Below are 19,849 nucleotides of genomic sequence, written 5' to 3'. Positions count from 1 at the left end.
ATGGACGCAAGTGGCAAGAGTTAACGGGAAAAACTCCCGTTATTTCAAGCCATTTTGGGTAGAAATCAGATATAGATGGATTTTCTCCCGTTATTTTTTCCTTTTTGAGCGGATTGGTGGGATTGTGCCAGTATTAACGGGAGATTTTCCAGTTAAACGGTCTAAATCGTCTCATTTCGAGAAAATAGCAGGAGCTTTTCCTGTTGTTTTATTCGATTGTAAAGTTTTGAATTGGTTTGAGGAAGGTTTGAGGAAGGTTTGAGGAAGGTTTGATGGGTTGGGGTTGGGGTTGGGGTTGGGGTTGGGGTTGGGGTTGGGGTTGGGGTTGGGGTTGGGGTTGGGGTTGATGGTTGGTGATTGGTGATTGGTTATTGGTGATTAGTCGGAGTTGGTGATTAATGGTTGGTGATTGGTCGGTGATCGGTGATCGGAGATTGGTGGTTGGTGGTTGGTGGTTGGTGGTTGGTGGTTGGTGGTTGGTGGTTGGTGGTTGGTGGTTGGTCGGTGGTCGGTGGTGGTTGGTGGTTGGTCGGTGCTTGGTCGGTGCTTGGTCGGTGCTTGGTCGGTGGTGGTTGGGAGTCTGAGCAAGCTCGACTTGACCCGCAGGTGTAACAGTCGAGTGCCGCAAAGCCTTTATTGGGATACGTATGTATCGACATATGGCTCTCTGACAATAAATTTATTTAATTTCTAACGGTAATAGAATGAATGGGTAGCTTCAGGAAGAAAATCAGGAGGATGGCTTAACGGTGATGCATAAAAAAAACTGCAGCAGCTTAGTCAATTTCGACTTGGCCGCAGCAGCCCGGATTCGTGGAAGAATGATTACGTCGCTTTAATTTCAAGAAGCTCGTATTTAATAACGCCCATCGGCGCGTTAACGCTCACGATGCTTCCAACCTCTTTACCTAGCAGCTCCTTACCAAGCGGGCTCTCGTAGGAGATTTTATTTTCCGCTACGTCAGCCTCTTCCGTACCCACGATTTTATACTCAATCTTCTCTTTGAATTCAATGTCGTTGAGGATAACCGTCAAGCCAATGCTGACCTTCGATAGATCCAGCGCAGCCGATTCGATAACGCGAGCCTTCTTAAGCATTTTATCCAAAATAAGAATGCGCGTCTCCATAAACGATTGATCGTTTTTGGCGGAATGATACTCGCTGTTTTCCTTTAAATCACCGTAGCTGATCGCCAGTTTAATCCGTGCGGCAAGCTCCTTGCGCTTTACATATTTAAGATCGTCCAGCTCGGCCTGCAGCTGCGCCAAGCCTTCTTTAGTCAAAATCACTTCGTCTTTCGACATTTAAACAACTCCTATTTGCTTTCTTCCTTTAATCTTACCCTATATTCCAAAAATAAGCGAAAAGCGATCACTTCCAGCATCATCGGCTATCGGCTATTATACCGATCAAGCGCAGCCTTCTGAATTTCAATGGCGCGATGAATCTTCAGCGCCTTGATCTGAGCGACATAATCGTCGAAGCTGTCCACTGGCTCGATGCCCAAAATGATTTTCAAAGACATCTCGTCTACAAGCGTCGTGACGTCCAGCATAATCGCCGACAGCTCCGTACTCTCCTGCTCTGTCTTCGGAATTTGCGGCAGCATATGGGTATCGGCATCGGTGTTCGACCAAATTCGGACCGCATCTTTCTGCTCCTGCAGCAAATAGTATTGCTCAATGTAACGGGTGTCCTGGACGAAGGAACCAAAATAGCTGGCACGGCTATACATCGCAAGCGCCTGTGATGGAGCAAGCTTGTCAGGATTGCGCATAATCAAGTCGGTATAGGTGGGATAGCCATCGACCATGTCGTAGCTGACGCCTTCAATGCCGAAGTTAAAGAAGAGATGCCCCTCGGGACTATAGCCAAAATCAAGCATACGCGCCGCTTCTTCTACATTCTTGCTCTTGCTCGAAATCGCAACGCCGCCGCTTCCCATATACTTATAGCTTCTTTGCCCGAATTTCGGCCTCTCGCCCTTGTGCAAGACCGGATACGGAGCCGGTACGAACTGCGCTTGCGGCACCTTCTCCTTAACGACAGGCTGCCATGTGCCGATGCCCGCGCCGGCATTCCATATGCTCGCTCCGCTTCTGCCAGAAATCATATTGGAATCCAGCGTTTTCGTATCGACTGTCGCGATATTTTTATCGATCAGCCCTTCGGCATACCATTTGCGGAACAAAGCAAGAAACGCCTTATAGCCCGCTTCCAGAGGACCGTATTTAACCTCGCCCTGGTCGAGATAAAACCATTTTTTGATCCCGTAGGCACCGACGAAGCCCCCGCTTTCAATCCCAAATAACGGGTTAGGCACGCCAAGAAAGGTCAGCGGCGCTTCAATGCCCTTCTTCTCCTTGAATGCCTTAAGTACGGTATACCAATCATCAATCGTCACCGGCACCTCAAGCCCCAGCTCATCCAGCCAATCCTTGCGGACAATCGGGCCTTGGTAGGTGCGCAGCAGATCATCACCTTGTATGAACGGAAAAACATAATAGCTGCCGGCATCCGTTTTAATTTGTTTGTCGATCTCGGGATGCTCGCTCAAATATTTTTTCAAATGCGGCGCATACCGGTCAATCGCGTCATTCAGGCGCAAAATATAACCATCGCTAATCGCCTTCTCCGGACCGCCCGGGAAGCTTGCCCAATCGTATTCCAGCATATCCGGCAGCTCGCCAGACGCGAGTAGAACGTTGATCGCTTCTCGAGCCTGGTTCGCCGGCGGCTGAATGAAATCAAGCTTCACGCCTGTACGGCGCTGCCACTCCTGGAAGAAAGGAACCTCTTGAAAGCTCGGCTTAATGCTGCCGGCATTGCCGTTCAGCTCAGCCCAATACGTCAGTGTCTGATCTGTCTGAATTGGATATCCGTTGGCAGCTTGACTGCCCTTTGACTCTTCCGGCTGCTGCTTAATAGGCGCTTCCACTTCCGGGCGATTCGTATTTGATTTGGCACATGCGGAGCATAGAAGCGCTGCGATCAACAGCAGCCATAAGCCGGAAGCGAGCGTGCTCTTCGTTCTCATCGCCATGACCTCCTTCAATCTTTGATCGATTAATTCATTTCTTTGAATTTGCCTGGGGTAATCCCCTCGTATTTCTTAAATACACGGATGAAGGTAGCGACCTCATTATAGCCGACTTGCCTTGCGATGTCGGAGATGGAGTCCTGCTTCGACTTCATCATTCGCTTGGCTTGCTCGATGCGGTATTTATTGATGCAGTCCAGCAATCCTTCACCCGTCTGATTTTTGAACAGCTTCGATAAATAACTGCCCTTCAGGTCAAAATGCTCTCCGATCGTATTCACGTTCAGATTCGAATCCCGGTACTGCTCCTCGATATGGCTCGTAACCTTGAGTACGAGGTCGCGAAGCGATTCTGCGCGCTCTTGCGAGACGTTGCTCTCCAGCTTCGCAGCCGCGAAGGCGCAAACCTCCTTCAGAAGCGTTTGCAGCTCCTGCTTCATCTCCAGTATCGTATCGCATGCAATGATTTTGTCCATCCAAAGAGGGTTGTCCCCCAAAATGCTGCTTTCGCCGTCGCCAAGCTCGTTAATCGCCTTGACCATCGTGCCGACCAAATTAAAGATCAAGCATCTAGCAAGCGTCAGCGACATAATCGGCTTATTGAAGTTGCGGTCTGTGACATCCTCCATAAACTTGGAGGCCTGTTCATAGTCGCCAACCTTTATTAAATTGATTATCTGCTGCTCCACCTGCAGCGGATAATAGTAGCCAAACGCAAGATTGTCCGCCGAATCTCTGCGAATCTCGTCATACGTTATAATTTCCTGCTTGCCGAGCACCATCTTGTATGCCATCGCATCCACCGCCTCGCGGTAAGCCTCGGCAATGCCCGGCAGCGAAGCGTGGATGCCTCCGATAGAGACGGTCAAATCCATCTGGAAGCGGAGCAGAAACCGCTGCGCCTCCGTGGCTATCGCATGCAGCTCCTCCTTCAAACGAGCAGAGTCCGTCTCGCCAAAGTTGACCAGACATACCATCATATCATCGACCTCGGCCACATAGCCGGCATGGTGATAATGGCTGACGAGCTCCTCGACAACATTCGTAATAATAAATTGCAGAAGCTTGCGCCTCTCATTATCGTCGATGCCCGGCAATTTGGAGGAAAGGCTCTCATCATTTTCCACCACAAATAAAATAACGGCAAAATGATCCGAAAGCAGCTTCATATTAAACGACTTAAACGCCTCTTCATATGGGATAACGGTATCCAGCTTCCCTTTTAACAACCGATTGAGCATATTGGAGCGCAGCACGTTTTGATGGATTTGAAATTGCAGCGCGATTTTTTCTTTTTCGCTTCTCGTATTCGATATCGCCCGTTGGATAAAGCTCAGCTCATTCCAATCGTTCTGCTCCTCGTAGCTGTTTTTGTCGGAGAGCGACTGCACGAGCTGCTGGATCGGCGAATAGTTGCGGCGCATGAAAAACCAAGTCAGCACGCCCGCTCCCACTAGGCTGATTAGAATGCTGATATAGGTAAATCTCCGAACGTACTCCGCCTTCTCCCAATAAATGCTGCTGGGGATGACGAGCATGTACTTTAACTCGGATACGGAGGATTGGACATAGAACAGCTCCGAATCGCCGTCCCTCGTAGGCGTGTACATGACCTGATTGCCTTCTCTCAGCCGCTTCAATAAGAGATCCTGGTTGATCGACACCGGCAAATTGGACAGCAGCACTTGATTGTCCTCATTCAGAATAAGCACCTGCCCGCCGCTAAAGCCGGAAATGCTCTCAATCGCCTTTTGGAATCTGACCATGTCAGCCATGACCACGACCGTGCCTGTTTCCTTCCCGTTCAAATCCTTAGGCAGATGGGTCAAATAGGCAATCGACGTCTGGGGCTTAGCCGAATCCACATGAGGGAGCAGCAAAAAACGGTTATGCGGCGTATGGTGAATCGTGTCCGTCCATTGCTCATAATTCATCGTTCCGGTATCATGCATCGTCTTGAAAGCGGTTTCCACATCGCGCACGTTGCCAGAACGGAGCACGGCAGCCTCCTGATCCCATGTCACGTAAAACTCATCGATAGAAGCGTATGAGGTCTGATACATACGGAATTCCTTCACTAATTGGTAAGCGGTGAACTGGGCATCGCCTGCCGACTTGCTTGAATACATCAAATCCTGCAGCTTCGCATTCCACGTAATTTCCATCGTAAGACGCTTCATCAAATCGATTTGCGTATCAATCGTATATCGAACCTGCCTCAGCATCGAGTCGTTGGCACGATGAATCTCGCTCTTCAGCGCTGCGCTGGATTGCGAGTAGACAATTAAGCTGATAATCATAGGAACAAACAAGACGGCGCTGTAGGAGAGAAGCCATGTAAAAATAATGCTTTTTCGTTTTTGCCACAAAGAGTTGAACTTCAAACGGATCCCCTCATATCTGATTATGTTTTGAACGAATAGGGAATTGTCTTCACCGTATCCTTATTATAACCATCATGGCAAGCGGATGAATGTTCAAAAAGTTCAAAACGATTGACAAAAAAGCGATTTAGCATCATATTGCGCATGGAGGCAACGAAAATAGCCCGAATAGACAGCGTCCATTCGGGTGGGGAGAGTATTTATTAAAAAATACGATGCTTCCAGCCTGCAAGCTTCGCAATCGCTTCGACAAAGAAATAGTCGCCGTAAATTAACGACACATCTACATTTTGCCCGGCGGGCTTATGGCCTGTCCCATGAAGTAAAATCGCCTCATGCGCTTCGTTCTCCCAAGTTCCGTAATGCTCATAAAGGGATAACAGCACGCGCTTGGCCGCTTCCCGGTAGATTCTCCCTTCGGCATCCGGCAGGCTATCGGCAAGCTCCAGAAGACCAGATGCCGCGCATGCGCCTGCAGAAGTATCGCGCGGCTCGTCAGCGAGGCTCGCTCCTGCCCGGAAATCCCAATGAGGCACATGGTCCTCCGGCAAATGCGCGATGAAGAAATGCGCGACGCGCTGTGCGGCATGCAGGTATGCGATTTCGCCTGTATGGCGATACGTATTCGCCATGCCGTACAAGGCCCACGCAGCCCCCCTGCTCCAGCCGGAGTTCGGCGCGTAGCCTTGACCGCCCAACACCTCTAGCTTCTCGCCCGTGCTAGGATCGAAGTTTACAATATGATTAACGGACCCATCCTCGCGGATAAAATGCTTCAGCACCGTATCCGCATGCGCCCTTGCTACCTGTTCAAACCGCGGATCGCCAGACTGCTGGGTCGCCCAAAACAATAGCGACAAATTCATCGACGTATCGATGATCGACCACCCATGCTTATCGCTGTTCCACGCCCGGATGAACCTGCCCGCCAGGTTAAACCGCCCAGCTAGAAAGTTCGCCGCGAACAAGCCTCGGCGTGCCGCATCCCCATCCTGCGTCAGCATATGCTTCATGACGGCGGTCGGCAGAAACTGAAAGCCTACGTCATGGTCGAAGGAATTCGGCTCCAGCATCCGCTTCTCCATCCGCTCGTCCCAGCTCCAAGCCGCCTCCTTATAATGCGCCTTGCCCGTCATGTCATGCAGCAGCCACAGCATGCCCGGCCAGAAGCCGGAGGTCCACCAATCGATGCGCTGATCATCGTATATCCCATCAGCCTTAGCCACATGCGGCGATTTGTCGCCTATGAGAGCGATCATTCGGTTTACCTTGCATTCGATTTGCTCCCAGATCAAAGGAACATCCAGCTTTTTTTGCGATACAGTCATCATCGTTCTCCTTCCCCTTATCGAATTACCCTTTCAAAGAGCCTACCATTACGCCCTTCACGAAGAAGCGCTGAACGAATGGATAGATGCATAGGATCGGTACCGTCGCGACCATAATCGTCGCATACTTGATCGTCTCGCCGATTTGATGGCGATCTCCGGCGCTTGCGCCAGCAGACATACTCTCCGTCGAATTGGCGATTAGAATCTCTCTAAGCACAAGCTGCAGCGGGTAGAGTTCCCTGCTCTTAATAAACACCGAGGCATAAAACCAGCCATTCCATTTATCAACCGCATAATAAAGGATCATAACGGCGATAACCGGCATGGAGAGCGGAATGATAATGCGGAACAAGATCGTGAAATGATTCGCGCCGTCGATCTTCGCGGATTCCTCCAAGCTCTCGGGTATACCCATAAAGGCGGTACGCATAATGATCAGGTTGAACGTGCTGATCGCGAACGGAATGATCGTCGACCAGAGCGAATCGAGCAGCCCTACCCCTTTGACAACAAGATACATAGGAATAAGTCCACCATGGAAGAACATCGTGAAAATAATAAATACCATAAAGCCATTGTTAAGCAGCACGTTTCTGCGGGACAGCACATAGGCGCCCAGCGCAGTCATGACCAAGTTGACGGACAAGCCGGCAATCACGATAAACAGCGTATTGCGGTAACCGATCATAATGCCGGGGTTCGCGATGACGCTCTTGTAAGCCTCGAGGCTAAAGCCAAGCGGCTTCCACAAAATCCCCTTATGGACAATGAGCTGCCCCGCGTCGCTAAAGGATGCGAAGAGCACATAGAGCAAGGGATACAACGTGACTACCACAAGAAAGATGAGAACCGCATAAATGCCGCCATCGAAAATTTTATCGAATACCGTGGACTTCTGTTTCATTTGCTTCACCTCACCATAAGCTGCTTTTGTTAACCTTGCGGCTGATATAATTTGCAGTAATCAACAGAACCAGATTGATTACGGAGTTAAACAGGCCTACTGCCGAGCTGTAGCTCCAGCCAAATTCGAGGAGCCCCTTGCGGTATACGAAGGACGATATGACGTCTGCCGTCTCGTATGTGATCGGATTGTACAGCAATATAATTTTCTCAAAGCCGACATTGAGCAGATTGCCCATACGAAGAATGAGCATGATTGCGATCGTAGGCATAATGCCCGGCAGCGTAATATAGAACATTTGCTTGATACGACTGGCGCCATCCATGCGCGCAGCCTCGTACTGCTCCACATCAATGCTCATTAACGCCGCGATATAGATGATGGACTCCCAGCCGATGCGCTGCCAAATTTCAGATAAAATATAGATCGGACGGAATAGCTCCGGCTTCTGCAGCATCGCTTGACCATCATAGCCAAAGAGCATAAGCAATCTATTGATAACGCCGTCAGCATTCGTAAAGTCGGTAATAATTCCGCAAATGACGACGAGCGAAATAAAATACGGCATATACGTAATCGTCTGCGCCACGCGCTTGAACGATTTGCTGCGAACCTCATTTATTAGCAGAGCCAATATAATCGGTGCGGGAAATTCAAAGATCAAGGAATAGAGGCTGATGACGATCGTATTTTTAAGAATCCGCCAAAAGTAATAGCTTTGAAAAAAATCGGAAAAATGCTTTAAGCCTACCCAATCGCTCCCCAAAATCCCTTTCATCGGGGAATACTCCTTAAAGGCTATCAATGCCCCATACATAGGCGCATAGTGGAAAATAAGATAATACGCGATAACGGGCAGCATCATCATATAGAGGTACTTATTCAACATGAAATCGCGGACGTATCGGTTTGCAATTTTTTGCGTATTCGCCATATGGTTCTCACCTCAATCCAAATTGAGAAAGAGGGCTTGTATTCAAGCCCTCTCTCCTGAGCTCTTATCCCTTACCGTTTGTTGTAGCGATCCAAAGCGGCTTGCTGAATTTCAATCGCGCGGTCCAGCTTGAGCGATTTCATTTTTTCAACGTAGCTTTCGTACTGATCAACAGGCTCCGAGCCTAAAATAATTTTTAAAGTCATTTCATCAACGAGCGTGTTGATATCATTCATGATCGTTGCGTATTCCGAGCTCTCCTCCGGCGTTGGCGTAATCGGCGGCAAGCTGTATTTGTCCGCATCCGTCTTCTGCCAAATGCCCACTGCGTCGCGCTGCGTTTGCAGAGCAAAGAACTGCTCGGCGTAACGTTTGTCTTGAATAAACGGCCCGTTGTAGCTGCCGCGAGCGTAAAGCGAAATCGCTTGTGCCGGTGCCAGCTTATCAGGGTTTTTCAGAAGCAAATCCGTATATTTCGGATATCCGTCCTCCAGGTTGTAGCTGACGCCCTCCGTACCGAAGTTAAAGAACATTCTGCCTTCCTCGCTATAGCCGTAATCCAGCATTTTCACTGCGAGAACAGGGTCCTTTGCCGTTGCAGAAATCGCCACCGTACCCTCTGATGCGTAAGCTTTATGCTTTTGCCCGAATTTAGGCGTTTCCCCTTTGTTCAAAACCGGGTAAGGCGCAGCTACCAATACCGCTTTCGGGTCATTGCCCTCAACGAGCGGCTGCCACTTGCCGATACCGCCGCCGGCATTGCCGACCGACGCGCCTGTCGCTCCTGATGCCATATTGCCATCCAATGATTTGGTATCCGCCGTAGCGATGTTTTTGTCCAGCAGGCCGTCGCCGTACCACTGGCTGAACAAGCTCAAATAATCTTTAAAGCCGCTTTCGGCAGGGCCGAATTTGACCGTTCCGTCCTCCAAATAGAAGCCGCGCGTAACGCCAAATGCTCCAATAAAGGCACCGTTGCCGGATTCATTAAAGAAACGCGGCTTGCTCACGACTGCGAAAGGCGCTGCTGCCCCCTTCTTCTCCTTAAACGCCGTAAGCGTTTTTGTCCAGTCCTCAATCGTCTCCGGTACCGGCAGTCCTAGCTCATCGAGCCAATCCTTACGAATGATCGGACCTTGGAATACGCGCAAATACTCGTCTCCTCTAATGAACGGGAACGCATAGTAGCTGCCGCTGTCGGTTTTGACCATTTTGTCGATGTCGGGATTTTCTTGTAAAAACTTCTTCAAGTTAGGCGCATGCTTGTCTATCAAATCATTCAGCTTCAAAATGTAGCCGTCTTTAATCGCTTTCTCAGGCCCCCCTGGGAAGTCGCCCAAATAGTTGTACTCAATCATATCCGGCAAATCGCCGGAGGCCAGCATGACGTTAAGCGCTTCTTTCGTTTGACCGGTTGGCGGCGCCGTAAATTCGAGCGGCACGCCGGTTTTCTTTTGCCAATCCTGGAAAAAAGGAATTTCGTCGTGTGTCGGCTTTATTCCAATCAGGTTGCCGTTAATTTCTCCCCAATAAGAAAGCTTCTTATCGGTCTTGATCGGATATACGGTCGCTTCCGTGCTTGCTTCTGTGTTATTAGTCGTACCAGCGTTCGTATTGCCGCCTGCCTTATCCCCTTGTGAAGAACAAGCGATCAACGACGTGCCTATCATCGTAAAGATTAAAGCAGAAGTTAGCATTCTCTTCATTTCGTAACCTCCGTAAATATTATGGTGAGATGCATCTCTTCCACAGATTAACGAAAACGCCAGGCTGCCGATATGAGCAAAATCAGAGATTGCGTAGCGATTTCTTGCTCGGGACGTAACGATTTATCCAAAGCAATAGACAAAATCGCAAATTCCGGTCATTTTCGCATAAAAAAGGCCCCTTGATCGCGGAAGGATCAAGGAGCCGAAGCTCATTTATGCTATTTTGGATTATTTCGAAATATCGATAAAGCCTTCGCCAAACACGTCCCGCACATCATGGATCGTTATAAAGGCATTTTTATCGACGGACTTCACAATTTTCTTCAGCTGGCTCAGCTCCTGCTTGCTAATGACAATATAAAGAATCTCCTTCGGCTTTTGCGTATAATGCCCGCGCCCGTAAATGACCGTAACCCCACGATCCATCACCACCGTAACCTGCTCAGCGATTTTGGCCTGTTCCTCGGAAATAATCGTAACCGCTTTTTTCGGATTCACGCCTTCAATGATGAAGTCCATCGTCTTCGTTCCAATATAGAGCATGACGATCGTGAGCATAAGCGCCTCCGACCCGATAATGAAATAAGAGGAGAATGCGACAATCAAGTCAAAAAACAGAAGCGCATAGCTAATGTTCCAGTCCAAAAACTTATTCGCGATTCTAGCCAAAATCGTCGTGCCAGCAGTCGTTCCGCCGACTCTTATAATCATGCCTATCCCAATTCCTCCGAACAAGCCTCCGAATACGGCATTTACCGTTCTTTCATCCGATGCAACGCTCCAGTCCACGGTTAAATGAAGGAACAGGGAATGAAACATAACGGCCGCAACGGTATAAATAATCGCTTTCTTATCCAAGAAGCGATAGCCCACAATAAGCAGGAACGAGTTGAAGATCAAGCTCATCAGCCACGGCGCCCATCCGAACACATAATATAAAATAATCGTTATCCCGGTAACCCCGCCTTCGCCAAGCTCGTTCGGAATAACAAATAAATTGATTGATAATGCAAAAATAAACGCCCCTACCATAATCATGAGCATATCCAGTGATATCTTCTTCATATTCAAACACCCTTCTTAACAATAAATGTAACTTACAGCAAATCCATCTTATCAGATAATGTATAGAAGCAGAAGGCTATCACGTTAACGCAAAAAAGGACATATCCCGATTGGGAGATGTCCTTTGTATGCTAGAGCTATCCAAGCCTATCCGATTTGGAGCTCCTTGGATTTTTTGATTTGCTTGCTTCTCAGCTGCCCGCAGGCTGCGTCGATATCCGTACCGTGCTCGAGGCGTACGCTGCAGCTGACGCCTTGCTTCTTCAGCGTATCATAAAATGCCCGTATCGTTTCGCGATCGGTTCTTTGGTACTGGCTATGCTCATCAACCGGATTGTAAGGAATTAGGTTGACGTTAGCCAGACTGCGCCGGTCGCCAATCAGCTCTGCAAGCTCCAGAGCATGCTCCCGCTGATCGTTAACATCCTTCAGCAATATATATTCGAGCGTAATTCTGCGATTGGTTTTCTCCAAATAATAATCGATCGATTCCATCAATTTCTCGATTGGAATGGCCCGGTTGATTTTCATAATTCGCGTTCTCAGCTCATTGTTCGGCGCGTGAAGGGAAACCGCAAGGTTAACCTGCAAATCGGAATCGGCGAACTCTTCGATTTTTTTCGCAAGTCCGCTAGTTGATACCGTAATATGCCTAGCTGCGATAGCAAGCCCCTTCTGGCTCTTGATAATGCTGATAAAATCGGACAGGTTCTCGAAATTATCGAACGGCTCGCCGATGCCCATAACGACAACGTGACTGACATGCTCATCCTGCTGCGCCTGATCCAGATGGATCTGCACCTTCATAATCTGCTCGACAATCTCGCCGCCTGTTAAATCACGGCTCTTGGCAAGCAAGCCGCTTGCGCAAAAGCTGCAGCCAATGTTGCAGCCAACCTGGGTGGTGACGCAAACGGACAAACCAAATTTATGTCTCATCAATACCGTCTCAATTAAATTGCCATCGCTCAGCTTGAACAAAAACTTATTCGTTCCGTCCGCTGATTGCTGCCTAGTATGCTCGCTAAGCGTTTGAATGACAAAATGGTCGGACAGCAATTGAATGCACTCTTCCTTCACATCGATCATATCTGTAAATGCCGTTACCCGCTTCCGGTACAGCCAATCCCATACCTGCGATGCCCGAAATTTCGTATATCCATGTCCAATTAGCCATTCCGTCAGCTGATCAAACGTTAATCCATATATGGACGCTTTATTCATGTCTTACCCTCTTTTCAAAACTTCAATATGCCATGCTGCTCTGCCTTACTAGCCGAAACAAACAATCTGCTTATTATTGTCCCAAAATTGCCTCATTAAAACAAGGGGAGATAGGCAGTTATTTAGCCAATACGCCAAAAAAACGGCTGACAAACGTATATCAGCCGCCTTCTATGGGATTTTAGGCTATTACTTGGACTCATCAAAAATAATGACCATCTTTTTGCTCGATTCATATTCCACCGATGAATCGAGCTGCTCGGATATAAAGCGAATCGGCAGGAAGGTGCTTCCCTTCTTCAATCGCATAGGCGCATCGTAAGCGACCGTTTTTCCATTGGCTGCCACTTTTTTCTCGCCTACGACCCATTTTATCGTTTTGCTCTTTTTGATAATCGTCACTTCCTGCTTGCCCTGGTTCCAGCTTACCGCTGCGCCTAGCTGCGTAGCGATAAATCGAATCGGCATATACGTGCGGCTGGCTGAAATAAACGGCGCATTCGTGAGTCTGTAGCTCTTTTCGCCAACAAATGCAGTAGCGCTCCCTACGACAAGCCGCTGCGTCGGTTTTTGCGGAGCCAAATAATCAGGGTTTAGTTTTTGGACTATTTTTGAAGTAACCGTTCCGGCGCGATCATCCAAGTAGTTATCATTCAAAATCAAGCCATGCCTTGGCGCGCCGGTATCAAAATGGAAATCGAACTTAAGATTCTGAATCGGCGACAGATCCCACACCCGGTTGCTGTACAAATACAAATAATTGAGCTCGGTCATCCCGCTTAGCGCCTCTAAGTTATAGACGAGGTTCTCATTCAAATCAATCGAATACAGCTTCGTCAGTTTTTTCAGAGGGGTTATATCTTTAATCTGATTATTCGCCGCTTGTATCGATCTCAAGTTCGTTATATTTTTAATTGGGCTAATGTCACGAATTTGATTCCCTTCAATATTGAGATGGCCAAGGCCCGTTAGTGCGCGAAGCGGCGCCAATTGGCTAATCCGATTATGGGATAGATCCAGAAGCTGTATCTTCACAAGCTTGCCAATAGCATCAATATTAGTAACGGCGTTTACATTTATTTTTAGGAAAAGCATATTTGTAGCAGCCGAAAGCGCATCGATATTGGATATTTTGTTATCCGTAACCGAAAGCGTATGCAGCCTCGGGAAGTTCCGCACAACGTCCAGCGACGTTATTTGATTGCTGCTAACCAAGAGCTCTACCATATCCTTCATCGCCGCTAAGCCTTGAATGCTCGCAATGCTGTTGCCCGATAGATTCAAACCGCGCATGCTTGTCATTTGCTGCAAGGGCGATACGTCCGATATTTTATTATTCGATAGGTTCAAGTGAGTCAGATTGCTTGCGTGCTCCAGCCCGCTTAGATCAGAAATTCCTTTGTTCGACAAATCGACCACGGTGAGCTTTTGCAGATCCTCGGCGGTGAGCGATTCCCCGTTTTCTTTCTTTACGATTCCTTTCAGGCTATCCTCTAATAGCTTATCCTTAAAAACGACATCGGTTCCCGATGGCTCCATAAGAGCGTGTGGGGTATAGGCTAGGCATACCGCAAGAAGAACAATAACGCCTGTGAGAAAAAGCCTGCCGATTCTGTTCAATGTTCCAACCACCTTATACTTTATATGGATATAATCTTATATTTTCAGATATAAAAAGGCTACCATAGGCTGGAGCTGCAAACGAATTAGTATTTTCTCATGATTAGGCGTTATCCAAGCAAAAAAGCCTTCAAAACCGCCTCGATGAGCGGCTTTGAAGGCTATGTATTTCTAAAGGCTCTGCTTCTCCAAGTTCAGCTCGAGCCGTACCGTTAGATCGTTTTCGGTATCCAATACGACAGTATGCGGATTTTCCATGCCAAAATCAGAAAATTGCACGGTGGTTGTCCCCGATAGCTTGAGCGTATTATCGCTGTACAAAGCCTGTGAGGCAAACGTAACATCCTTAGTCTGCCCTTTCACCTCCAAAGTACCGGCAATCGTAAGCGGAACCGTCTCTCCTTCCTTCCAATCGCTCTTTACATTTTCGAATGACTTGACCTTAAAGGAAGCATCCGGGTAATTTGCGACGTCAAGAAACTTTGCTTCCTTTATATGTGAATCCCTAGTCGGGTTGTCAGAGGTAACGGACGCCAGATCAACGACCCCCTCCCCACTCATCACGCTCGGATTTTCGAGATCGACCAGCCAAGAGCCTTCCACGGCATTCATAGAGAAGTTGACTTCTTCCTTAGAGGTTTTGACGGAAAAATACACGTTAGATGGCTGTGCAATGGACCAGGTTCCATTTAATGCATCCGCAGATACGTCTACGCTTGCAGCTTGTGCTGGTGCACTAGCCGGTATGACCTCCTGAATCTCGACTCGGTTGCCGACAAAATAATCATACGCTATAAATCCCCCAATAAGCGCAACTACCCCAATGCTTGATGCAATAAGGACAATCCCTTTCTTCTTCAATTCTTCCACTCTCCTCCTCGTTTTTATCTTTCGACTGGCTCAGTATAGCAGAGCAATATGTCGATAACGTGTCCAAAAATTAGGCGAATTTTTCACTGTAAGCCGCATTATTTCCATTGTATAATGGGCGTAGCTAGGTGAGAGGAAGGGAAATCATGAAGTCTATTCTGGTCGTTGAAGATGAAGCACCTATCTATCGCGTGCTTGCGGCATATTTAAAAAAAGCGGGCTTCGACGTCATCCATGCTACAGACGGTCAGGAAGCGCTTGATCTATTCGGGAGCGCACAGCCCCAGCTCGTTCTGCTTGATGTCATGATTCCGGTCCTCGACGGATGGAGCGTGCTGAGGCGCATTCGCGAGCAAAGCAGCTGCCCGATTATAATGCTGACGGCACGCGGCCATATCGATGAAAGGCTGAATGGGCTTAATGAAGGGGCTGACGATTATATGTCCAAGCCATTTGTGCCCGAGGAAGTCATCGCGCGCGTGCAGGCCGTGCTTCGCAGGCCATCGCGCTGGCTCGTCGCAGAGAGCAGCCGTCTGTTCGGCACGCTGCATGTGGACTTTGCTGCAAGGCGCGTATGCTTAACAGGCGTAGAGATCGCACTTATGCCAAGAGACTTGCAGGTGCTGCTATTCCTTGCGGAAAACCCCAACCGTTCCTTTTCCAGAGAGCAATTAATAGAACATATTTGGGGTATGGATTATGAAGGCAGCGATCGGGCCGTCGATCTTTCCATCAAACGATTGCGTCAGGCGCTTACCCATTGGCCGGAGTCCGAGGGGGAAATCCGAACGTTAAGAGGAACGGGGTACCAGTTTTGGATAAACGAATAAAACAAACCTCGATTCTTACCTATTGGACTTTACGGTACCTGATCATTCTGTTTCTAGGGCTGCTCTTTGTCGCTACGGTCTCCTTCTACCTGCTCCATCAGACGACCAAAATGAACAACCTTCAGATGACACGTCTGTTCGGACAAGCAATAGCGCTTCAGGCTGTTGGGCCTGAGGGCAATTTGCGGCTTTCCTCGGATATCGACCATGTCATTGATTACCGCAAGAAGAACTATAATTTGAATGAGTTAAATGTCATCCTAATAAATGCCGAAAATGACGTTTGCTTTACGCAGCCGAAGCTTAGCCCCTACGAGATCAAGAAGAAGCTCTCCGATGATCTTTTGTCGGCTAGGCAAGAGAGCTACTTTACGGTGGTCACGCCTATCATGTATGGCACAAAAGTGATTGGCCAGGTCATCATCCTTCAATCCCAGAAGGCTTTGTCCTTCTCCGCTAAGGAATATACGATGCTGGCAGCACTGCTCATTGGGCTAACTGCATTTGGGTGGCTGACGATCTACCTGCTCTCTCGAAAGCTGTCGCGCCCGATCCGGGAGGTTGCCGCTGCCGCTCGCCTTGTCAGCCATGGACAGTATGATATCCAACTGGATAATCGGGCCAAGGAAAAGGAAATATCCGATCTTATCGTTTCGTTTAAAGAAATGGCGGTTCGGCTCAAGCAGTTGGAGGAATGGAAGGCTCTTCTGCTCGCCGGAGTAACCCATGAGCTGAAAACACCGGTTACCTCGATTAAAGGCTTGCTCCATGCCGTTCGCGAGGAAGTCGTAGAGAAGAAGGAGTCCGAGGAATTTCTTGATATCGCTCTGCATGAAACCGAACGGATGCAGATTATGATTGAGGATTTGCTGGATTACAACGCATTTGCAACCGGCTCTATCGAAGTGCGCAGCGACGTCTTGAACGCCAATCAATTGATTACAGAGATTGCCTTCCAGTGGAAGATCGGACGGATGGAGGACGAGGTCGAGCTCGAGCTTGTCTTGCCGGAAAACGAGGTTTTTATAGTCGGAGACACCTCGCGCATTCAGCAGATTCTGATCAATTTGTTCAATAATAGCCTTCAAGCCAAAAAACCGAGCCTTCATGCGAGCATCCTTGTTACGCTTCGCGCGCATGGAACAGCTTGGGCTGAAGTGGAGGTTAAGGACAACGGAGTGGGCATCCCTCTCACGGAACAGCCCTTTGTATTCGAGCGTTATTTTCGAGGAGAGCTTAAGAAGCTCAAAACTCGCGGATTAGGACTCGGGCTGACCTTCAGCAATATTTTGGCGCATGCCCTTGGCGGTGAGATTCAGCTGAAGGAAAGCTCTGATGAGGGCACAACCTTTGTCTTGCGATTAAGGATGGACGATAGACAAGGAAAATAGGATGGGCATGGAGCAAAGCTCTGCTCTAGCTTCCCCCGAATAAAGAGGAGCGTCAAGGACCGGGTATGCGTCCTTGACGCTTTTTTTGTTTGATTACAGTTGCCGATGTGTATATTTTCAACCTGATAAAGTTGATTTTTTAACGTTTACGAAAGCGCTTTCGATTGCTATACTGTGGATGAAATTAACAAATATAGCGATTTAGGAGAAAAATCGAAAACCCATTTCCCGATTTATGAATACGCTTACAATGGAGGGAAACCCTTCTTTTGTAATAGACTATACCAAGCGAAGAGGAGGGGATTTATTTTTAGAATTGCGTGATGGAGCAAGAAAGAAACAAACTCCGTATTCTGCTGGCTTCTTTACGAATCACCATCATTCATTCAACTTAAGGAGTGACGATAACATGTTAACCTCATTCAAAAAAAGCTATGCCCTCGCTTTATTAGCTCTTATTATGGTTGTACAAATGACTCTGCTTCCCGCCGGCCGCGCCGAAGCCGCTGCTGATTACGCGCTTGCTTCCGACCGAGCCTATACTTGGCTGAAGGCGCAGCAGGATTTGACCGCGGGCTTTGCTGCTGACGGCATGGTTGACAGCTTCGACGATTGGTGGAATGCAAACGACCGCGTTCAGATCGTTTATACTTACGACCAAGCCGTTGCGGCAATTGCGTTCATGCTGAAGAATGACCGCGTGCGTGCAGAGAAGCTCTTGAACAAAATGGCCCAATTCCAAGATGCGGATGGCTCCTGGATTAATTCCTATTGGTGGAACGGCGCAGGCGAGGAAATCCGGAAGCATGTCGGACCCGTCGCTTGGATGGCAATGGCCTTTATGGCGCATGAGAAAAAATATGGCTCCACGACATACCGGCCTTATGTGAAGAAGGCGCTCGATTGGATCGTTACCTTCCAAAAGGCAAATGGAGGCATTTCCGGAGGCACGACGACATGGGATGTGCCAGGCACGGTGACAAACGAGGTATGGACCTCCACTGAGCACAATCAGGATGTATACAATTTGCTGAAATATTACGCGAACATATTCCCGGATCGTACGGCTTCTTACAACAATGCAGCGACTGGGGTCAAATCGTTTTTGGACAATGTCGTTTGGAATGACACGCTAAAGCGTTGGAATGGCGGCTGGAAAAACGATACGAACCTGATTGATCCTGCCGTTCCGATGGACGTAAACCCTTGGGGCGTACTCGCTTTGGGACTGTCGGGCACACGCGATTACAAGCAATCGCTTGCGTACGTTGACAATGCAAACGGAACGGGCACGACTTCAAGTCCAAAGTACGTGCAAACGCTGACTTATGACGATGCAGGCAACTTAATGACCGCTTATGATTTCGACTGGCAATATGACTGCGCGGCAGCAACTACGCAGACAGGCGCGCCTAACGGACAGAAATGCGCGGATATTTGGCTCGAAGGCTCCGCCTTTATGTCAACGGCGCACTTTATGAACGGCAATACAGCGAAAGCGGATTCGATTCTAGACGAGATGATCAAGAAGCAGGGCACGAGCGGTACGCTGCTTGGCGGCTTGCCCTATTCGCTTAAAGGATCTAACAATAACTACTGGAAAATGAGCCAGCAAAACTGCGTATCCAGCACAGGCTGGCTAATCCTTGCCATAGCACGCTTCAACCCATTCACGGGCGATACGATAACAGGCGGTGGTGGTGGCGGAGTCGTAACGCCAAGCATAAGCAATCTTAGCCCAGCATCGGGTGCTGCCGGAACGAGCGTGACGATAACTGGCTCAAACTTTGGCGCGACTAAAGGGACGTCAACTGTGAAATTCGGCGCAGCAACAGCGACAACAACAGCTTGGTCTGCGACATCCATTACCGCGACTGTACCGGCTGGTCTTGCCGCAGGCGCAGCTAACATCACGGTAACGGTTAACGGAACGGCAAGCAATGCTGCTGCTTTCACAGTGACGACCGGCTCAGGCGGCATTTCATCTAATGTACTGTATATTCGTTCAGGCGCAGCTCTTAGTTTTACTGCTGGCACAGGTACGGCTAATGATGCCATTACGAGCGCAGGCGGCACGAACCACGATGGCTCGCCGGCAAACGAGCGAACTTATACGATTAGCGGCATCAACGGAACTTACGATTCTTCCAAGTCGACCGCATTCGATTTGTTTGTAGATGCGGGCACGACAGTAGGCAACGGCGTACAAGTGCAGATCATTTTTGACTTCAACGGCAACGGGACAGCGCTTCGCACCGAGACCTACAACTATTTTGCGACCAATCCGGTAACCGACTGGGAGACTTACACGCAGACGAAAGGAATCAAAACGACATCCGGTTCATTCGCCAATATGGTAAACGGCAGGATTACGATTAAAGTATGGAACGCTATCGGCAATGGAGGCTCCTCCCTGCGCGTAGATGCATCGACAGCGAATGGACAGCAGTCTAAGCTCAGCATTCCGTTTCATTAATTTTTCTATATCGAATACAATCCAAACAAAATAAAGGCAGCCAACATCCACGCGGATGTTGGCTGCCTTT

Annotated in this window: 15 protein-coding genes and 1 pseudogene; 4 read left to right on the top strand and 12 right to left on the bottom strand. The window is 48.6% G+C overall.

Going from position 1 to position 19,849, the window contains the following annotated elements:
* The first annotated feature begins 10 nt into the window (after positions 1-10).
* Positions 11-262: a hypothetical protein gene (locus tag HI950_RS26055; RefSeq protein WP_169084158.1), complete on the top strand. Its 252-nt coding sequence runs from the start codon at positions 11-13 to the stop codon at positions 260-262.
* Between the two features lie 331 nt (positions 263-593).
* On the opposite strand, the pseudogene HI950_RS26050 reads toward HI950_RS26055, so the two are convergent.
* The 12 genes and pseudogenes from HI950_RS26050 to HI950_RS25995 form a co-directional block, all read right to left on the bottom strand.
* Positions 594-677, bottom strand: a pseudogene (locus HI950_RS26050) (S-adenosylmethionine decarboxylase); the annotation flags it as partial.
* A 148-nt stretch (positions 678-825) separates the two neighbouring features.
* On the bottom strand, positions 826-1,305 hold the full coding sequence (gene greA, locus HI950_RS26045; RefSeq protein WP_169084157.1) for a transcription elongation factor GreA: 480 nt from the start codon (positions 1,303-1,305) through the stop codon (positions 826-828).
* Positions 1,306-1,391: 86 nt separating this feature from the next.
* Complete coding sequence (locus HI950_RS26040) at positions 1,392-3,038, bottom strand: extracellular solute-binding protein (RefSeq protein WP_169084156.1); 1,647 nt, start codon at positions 3,036-3,038, stop codon at positions 1,392-1,394.
* Positions 3,039-3,067: 29 nt separating this feature from the next.
* The gene (locus tag HI950_RS26035; protein WP_223285506.1) at positions 3,068-5,425 is read right to left on the bottom strand and encodes a helix-turn-helix domain-containing protein; all 2,358 of its coding nucleotides are present in this window, start codon (positions 5,423-5,425) and stop codon (positions 3,068-3,070) included.
* A 203-nt stretch (positions 5,426-5,628) separates the two neighbouring features.
* Entirely contained in the window at positions 5,629-6,756 is a 1,128-nt protein-coding gene (locus HI950_RS26030; RefSeq protein WP_169084155.1) for a glycoside hydrolase family protein, read from the bottom strand.
* 22 nt (positions 6,757-6,778) lie between these two features.
* Positions 6,779-7,660 carry a carbohydrate ABC transporter permease gene (locus HI950_RS26025; RefSeq protein WP_169084154.1) on the bottom strand — a complete coding sequence of 294 codons (882 nt, stop codon included), beginning with the start codon at positions 7,658-7,660 and terminating at the stop codon, positions 6,779-6,781.
* Positions 7,661-7,670: 10 nt separating this feature from the next.
* Entirely contained in the window at positions 7,671-8,594 is a 924-nt protein-coding gene (locus tag HI950_RS26020) for an ABC transporter permease (protein WP_169084153.1), read from the bottom strand.
* Between the two features lie 71 nt (positions 8,595-8,665).
* Positions 8,666-10,300, bottom strand: coding sequence for an extracellular solute-binding protein (locus HI950_RS26015; RefSeq protein ID WP_169084152.1), 1,635 nt, complete (start codon positions 10,298-10,300; stop codon positions 8,666-8,668).
* 231 nt (positions 10,301-10,531) lie between these two features.
* Positions 10,532-11,368 carry a YitT family protein gene (locus tag HI950_RS26010; protein WP_169084151.1) on the bottom strand — a complete coding sequence of 279 codons (837 nt, stop codon included), beginning with the start codon at positions 11,366-11,368 and terminating at the stop codon, positions 10,532-10,534.
* 147 nt (positions 11,369-11,515) lie between these two features.
* Positions 11,516-12,592 carry a dual-specificity RNA methyltransferase RlmN gene (gene rlmN, locus HI950_RS26005; protein WP_169084150.1) on the bottom strand — a complete coding sequence of 359 codons (1,077 nt, stop codon included), beginning with the start codon at positions 12,590-12,592 and terminating at the stop codon, positions 11,516-11,518.
* Positions 12,593-12,781: 189 nt separating this feature from the next.
* Complete coding sequence (locus HI950_RS26000) at positions 12,782-14,212, bottom strand: leucine-rich repeat domain-containing protein (RefSeq protein WP_169084149.1); 1,431 nt, start codon at positions 14,210-14,212, stop codon at positions 12,782-12,784.
* Between the two features lie 171 nt (positions 14,213-14,383).
* The gene (locus HI950_RS25995) at positions 14,384-15,073 is read right to left on the bottom strand and encodes a YceI family protein (RefSeq protein ID WP_169084148.1); all 690 of its coding nucleotides are present in this window, start codon (positions 15,071-15,073) and stop codon (positions 14,384-14,386) included.
* A 155-nt stretch (positions 15,074-15,228) separates the two neighbouring features.
* Here HI950_RS25995 and HI950_RS25990 point away from each other — a divergent pair, with 155 nt between their 5' ends.
* The 3 genes from HI950_RS25990 to HI950_RS25980 all read left to right on the top strand — a co-directional run bounded on the left by HI950_RS25990 (position 15,229) and on the right by HI950_RS25980 (position 19,779).
* The gene (locus tag HI950_RS25990) at positions 15,229-15,912 is read left to right on the top strand and encodes a response regulator transcription factor (protein WP_169084147.1); all 684 of its coding nucleotides are present in this window, start codon (positions 15,229-15,231) and stop codon (positions 15,910-15,912) included.
* Positions 15,897-17,303 (top strand): HAMP domain-containing sensor histidine kinase, encoded by a 1,407-nt coding sequence (locus HI950_RS25985; protein ID WP_169084146.1) that lies wholly within the window; start codon positions 15,897-15,899, stop codon positions 17,301-17,303. Before HI950_RS25990 ends, HI950_RS25985 begins: the two co-directional genes overlap by 16 nt.
* Positions 17,304-17,712: 409 nt before the next feature.
* On the top strand, positions 17,713-19,779 hold the full coding sequence (locus HI950_RS25980; RefSeq protein ID WP_169084145.1) for an IPT/TIG domain-containing protein: 2,067 nt from the start codon (positions 17,713-17,715) through the stop codon (positions 19,777-19,779).
* Positions 19,780-19,849: the final 70 nt, after the last annotated feature.

Source organism: Paenibacillus sp. PL91 (assembly GCF_012935325.2).
GTDB lineage: Bacteria > Bacillota > Bacilli > Paenibacillales > Paenibacillaceae > Pristimantibacillus.
Note: the sequence above shows the minus strand (reverse complement) of the source record. Positions and strands in the feature narration are given on the sequence as shown.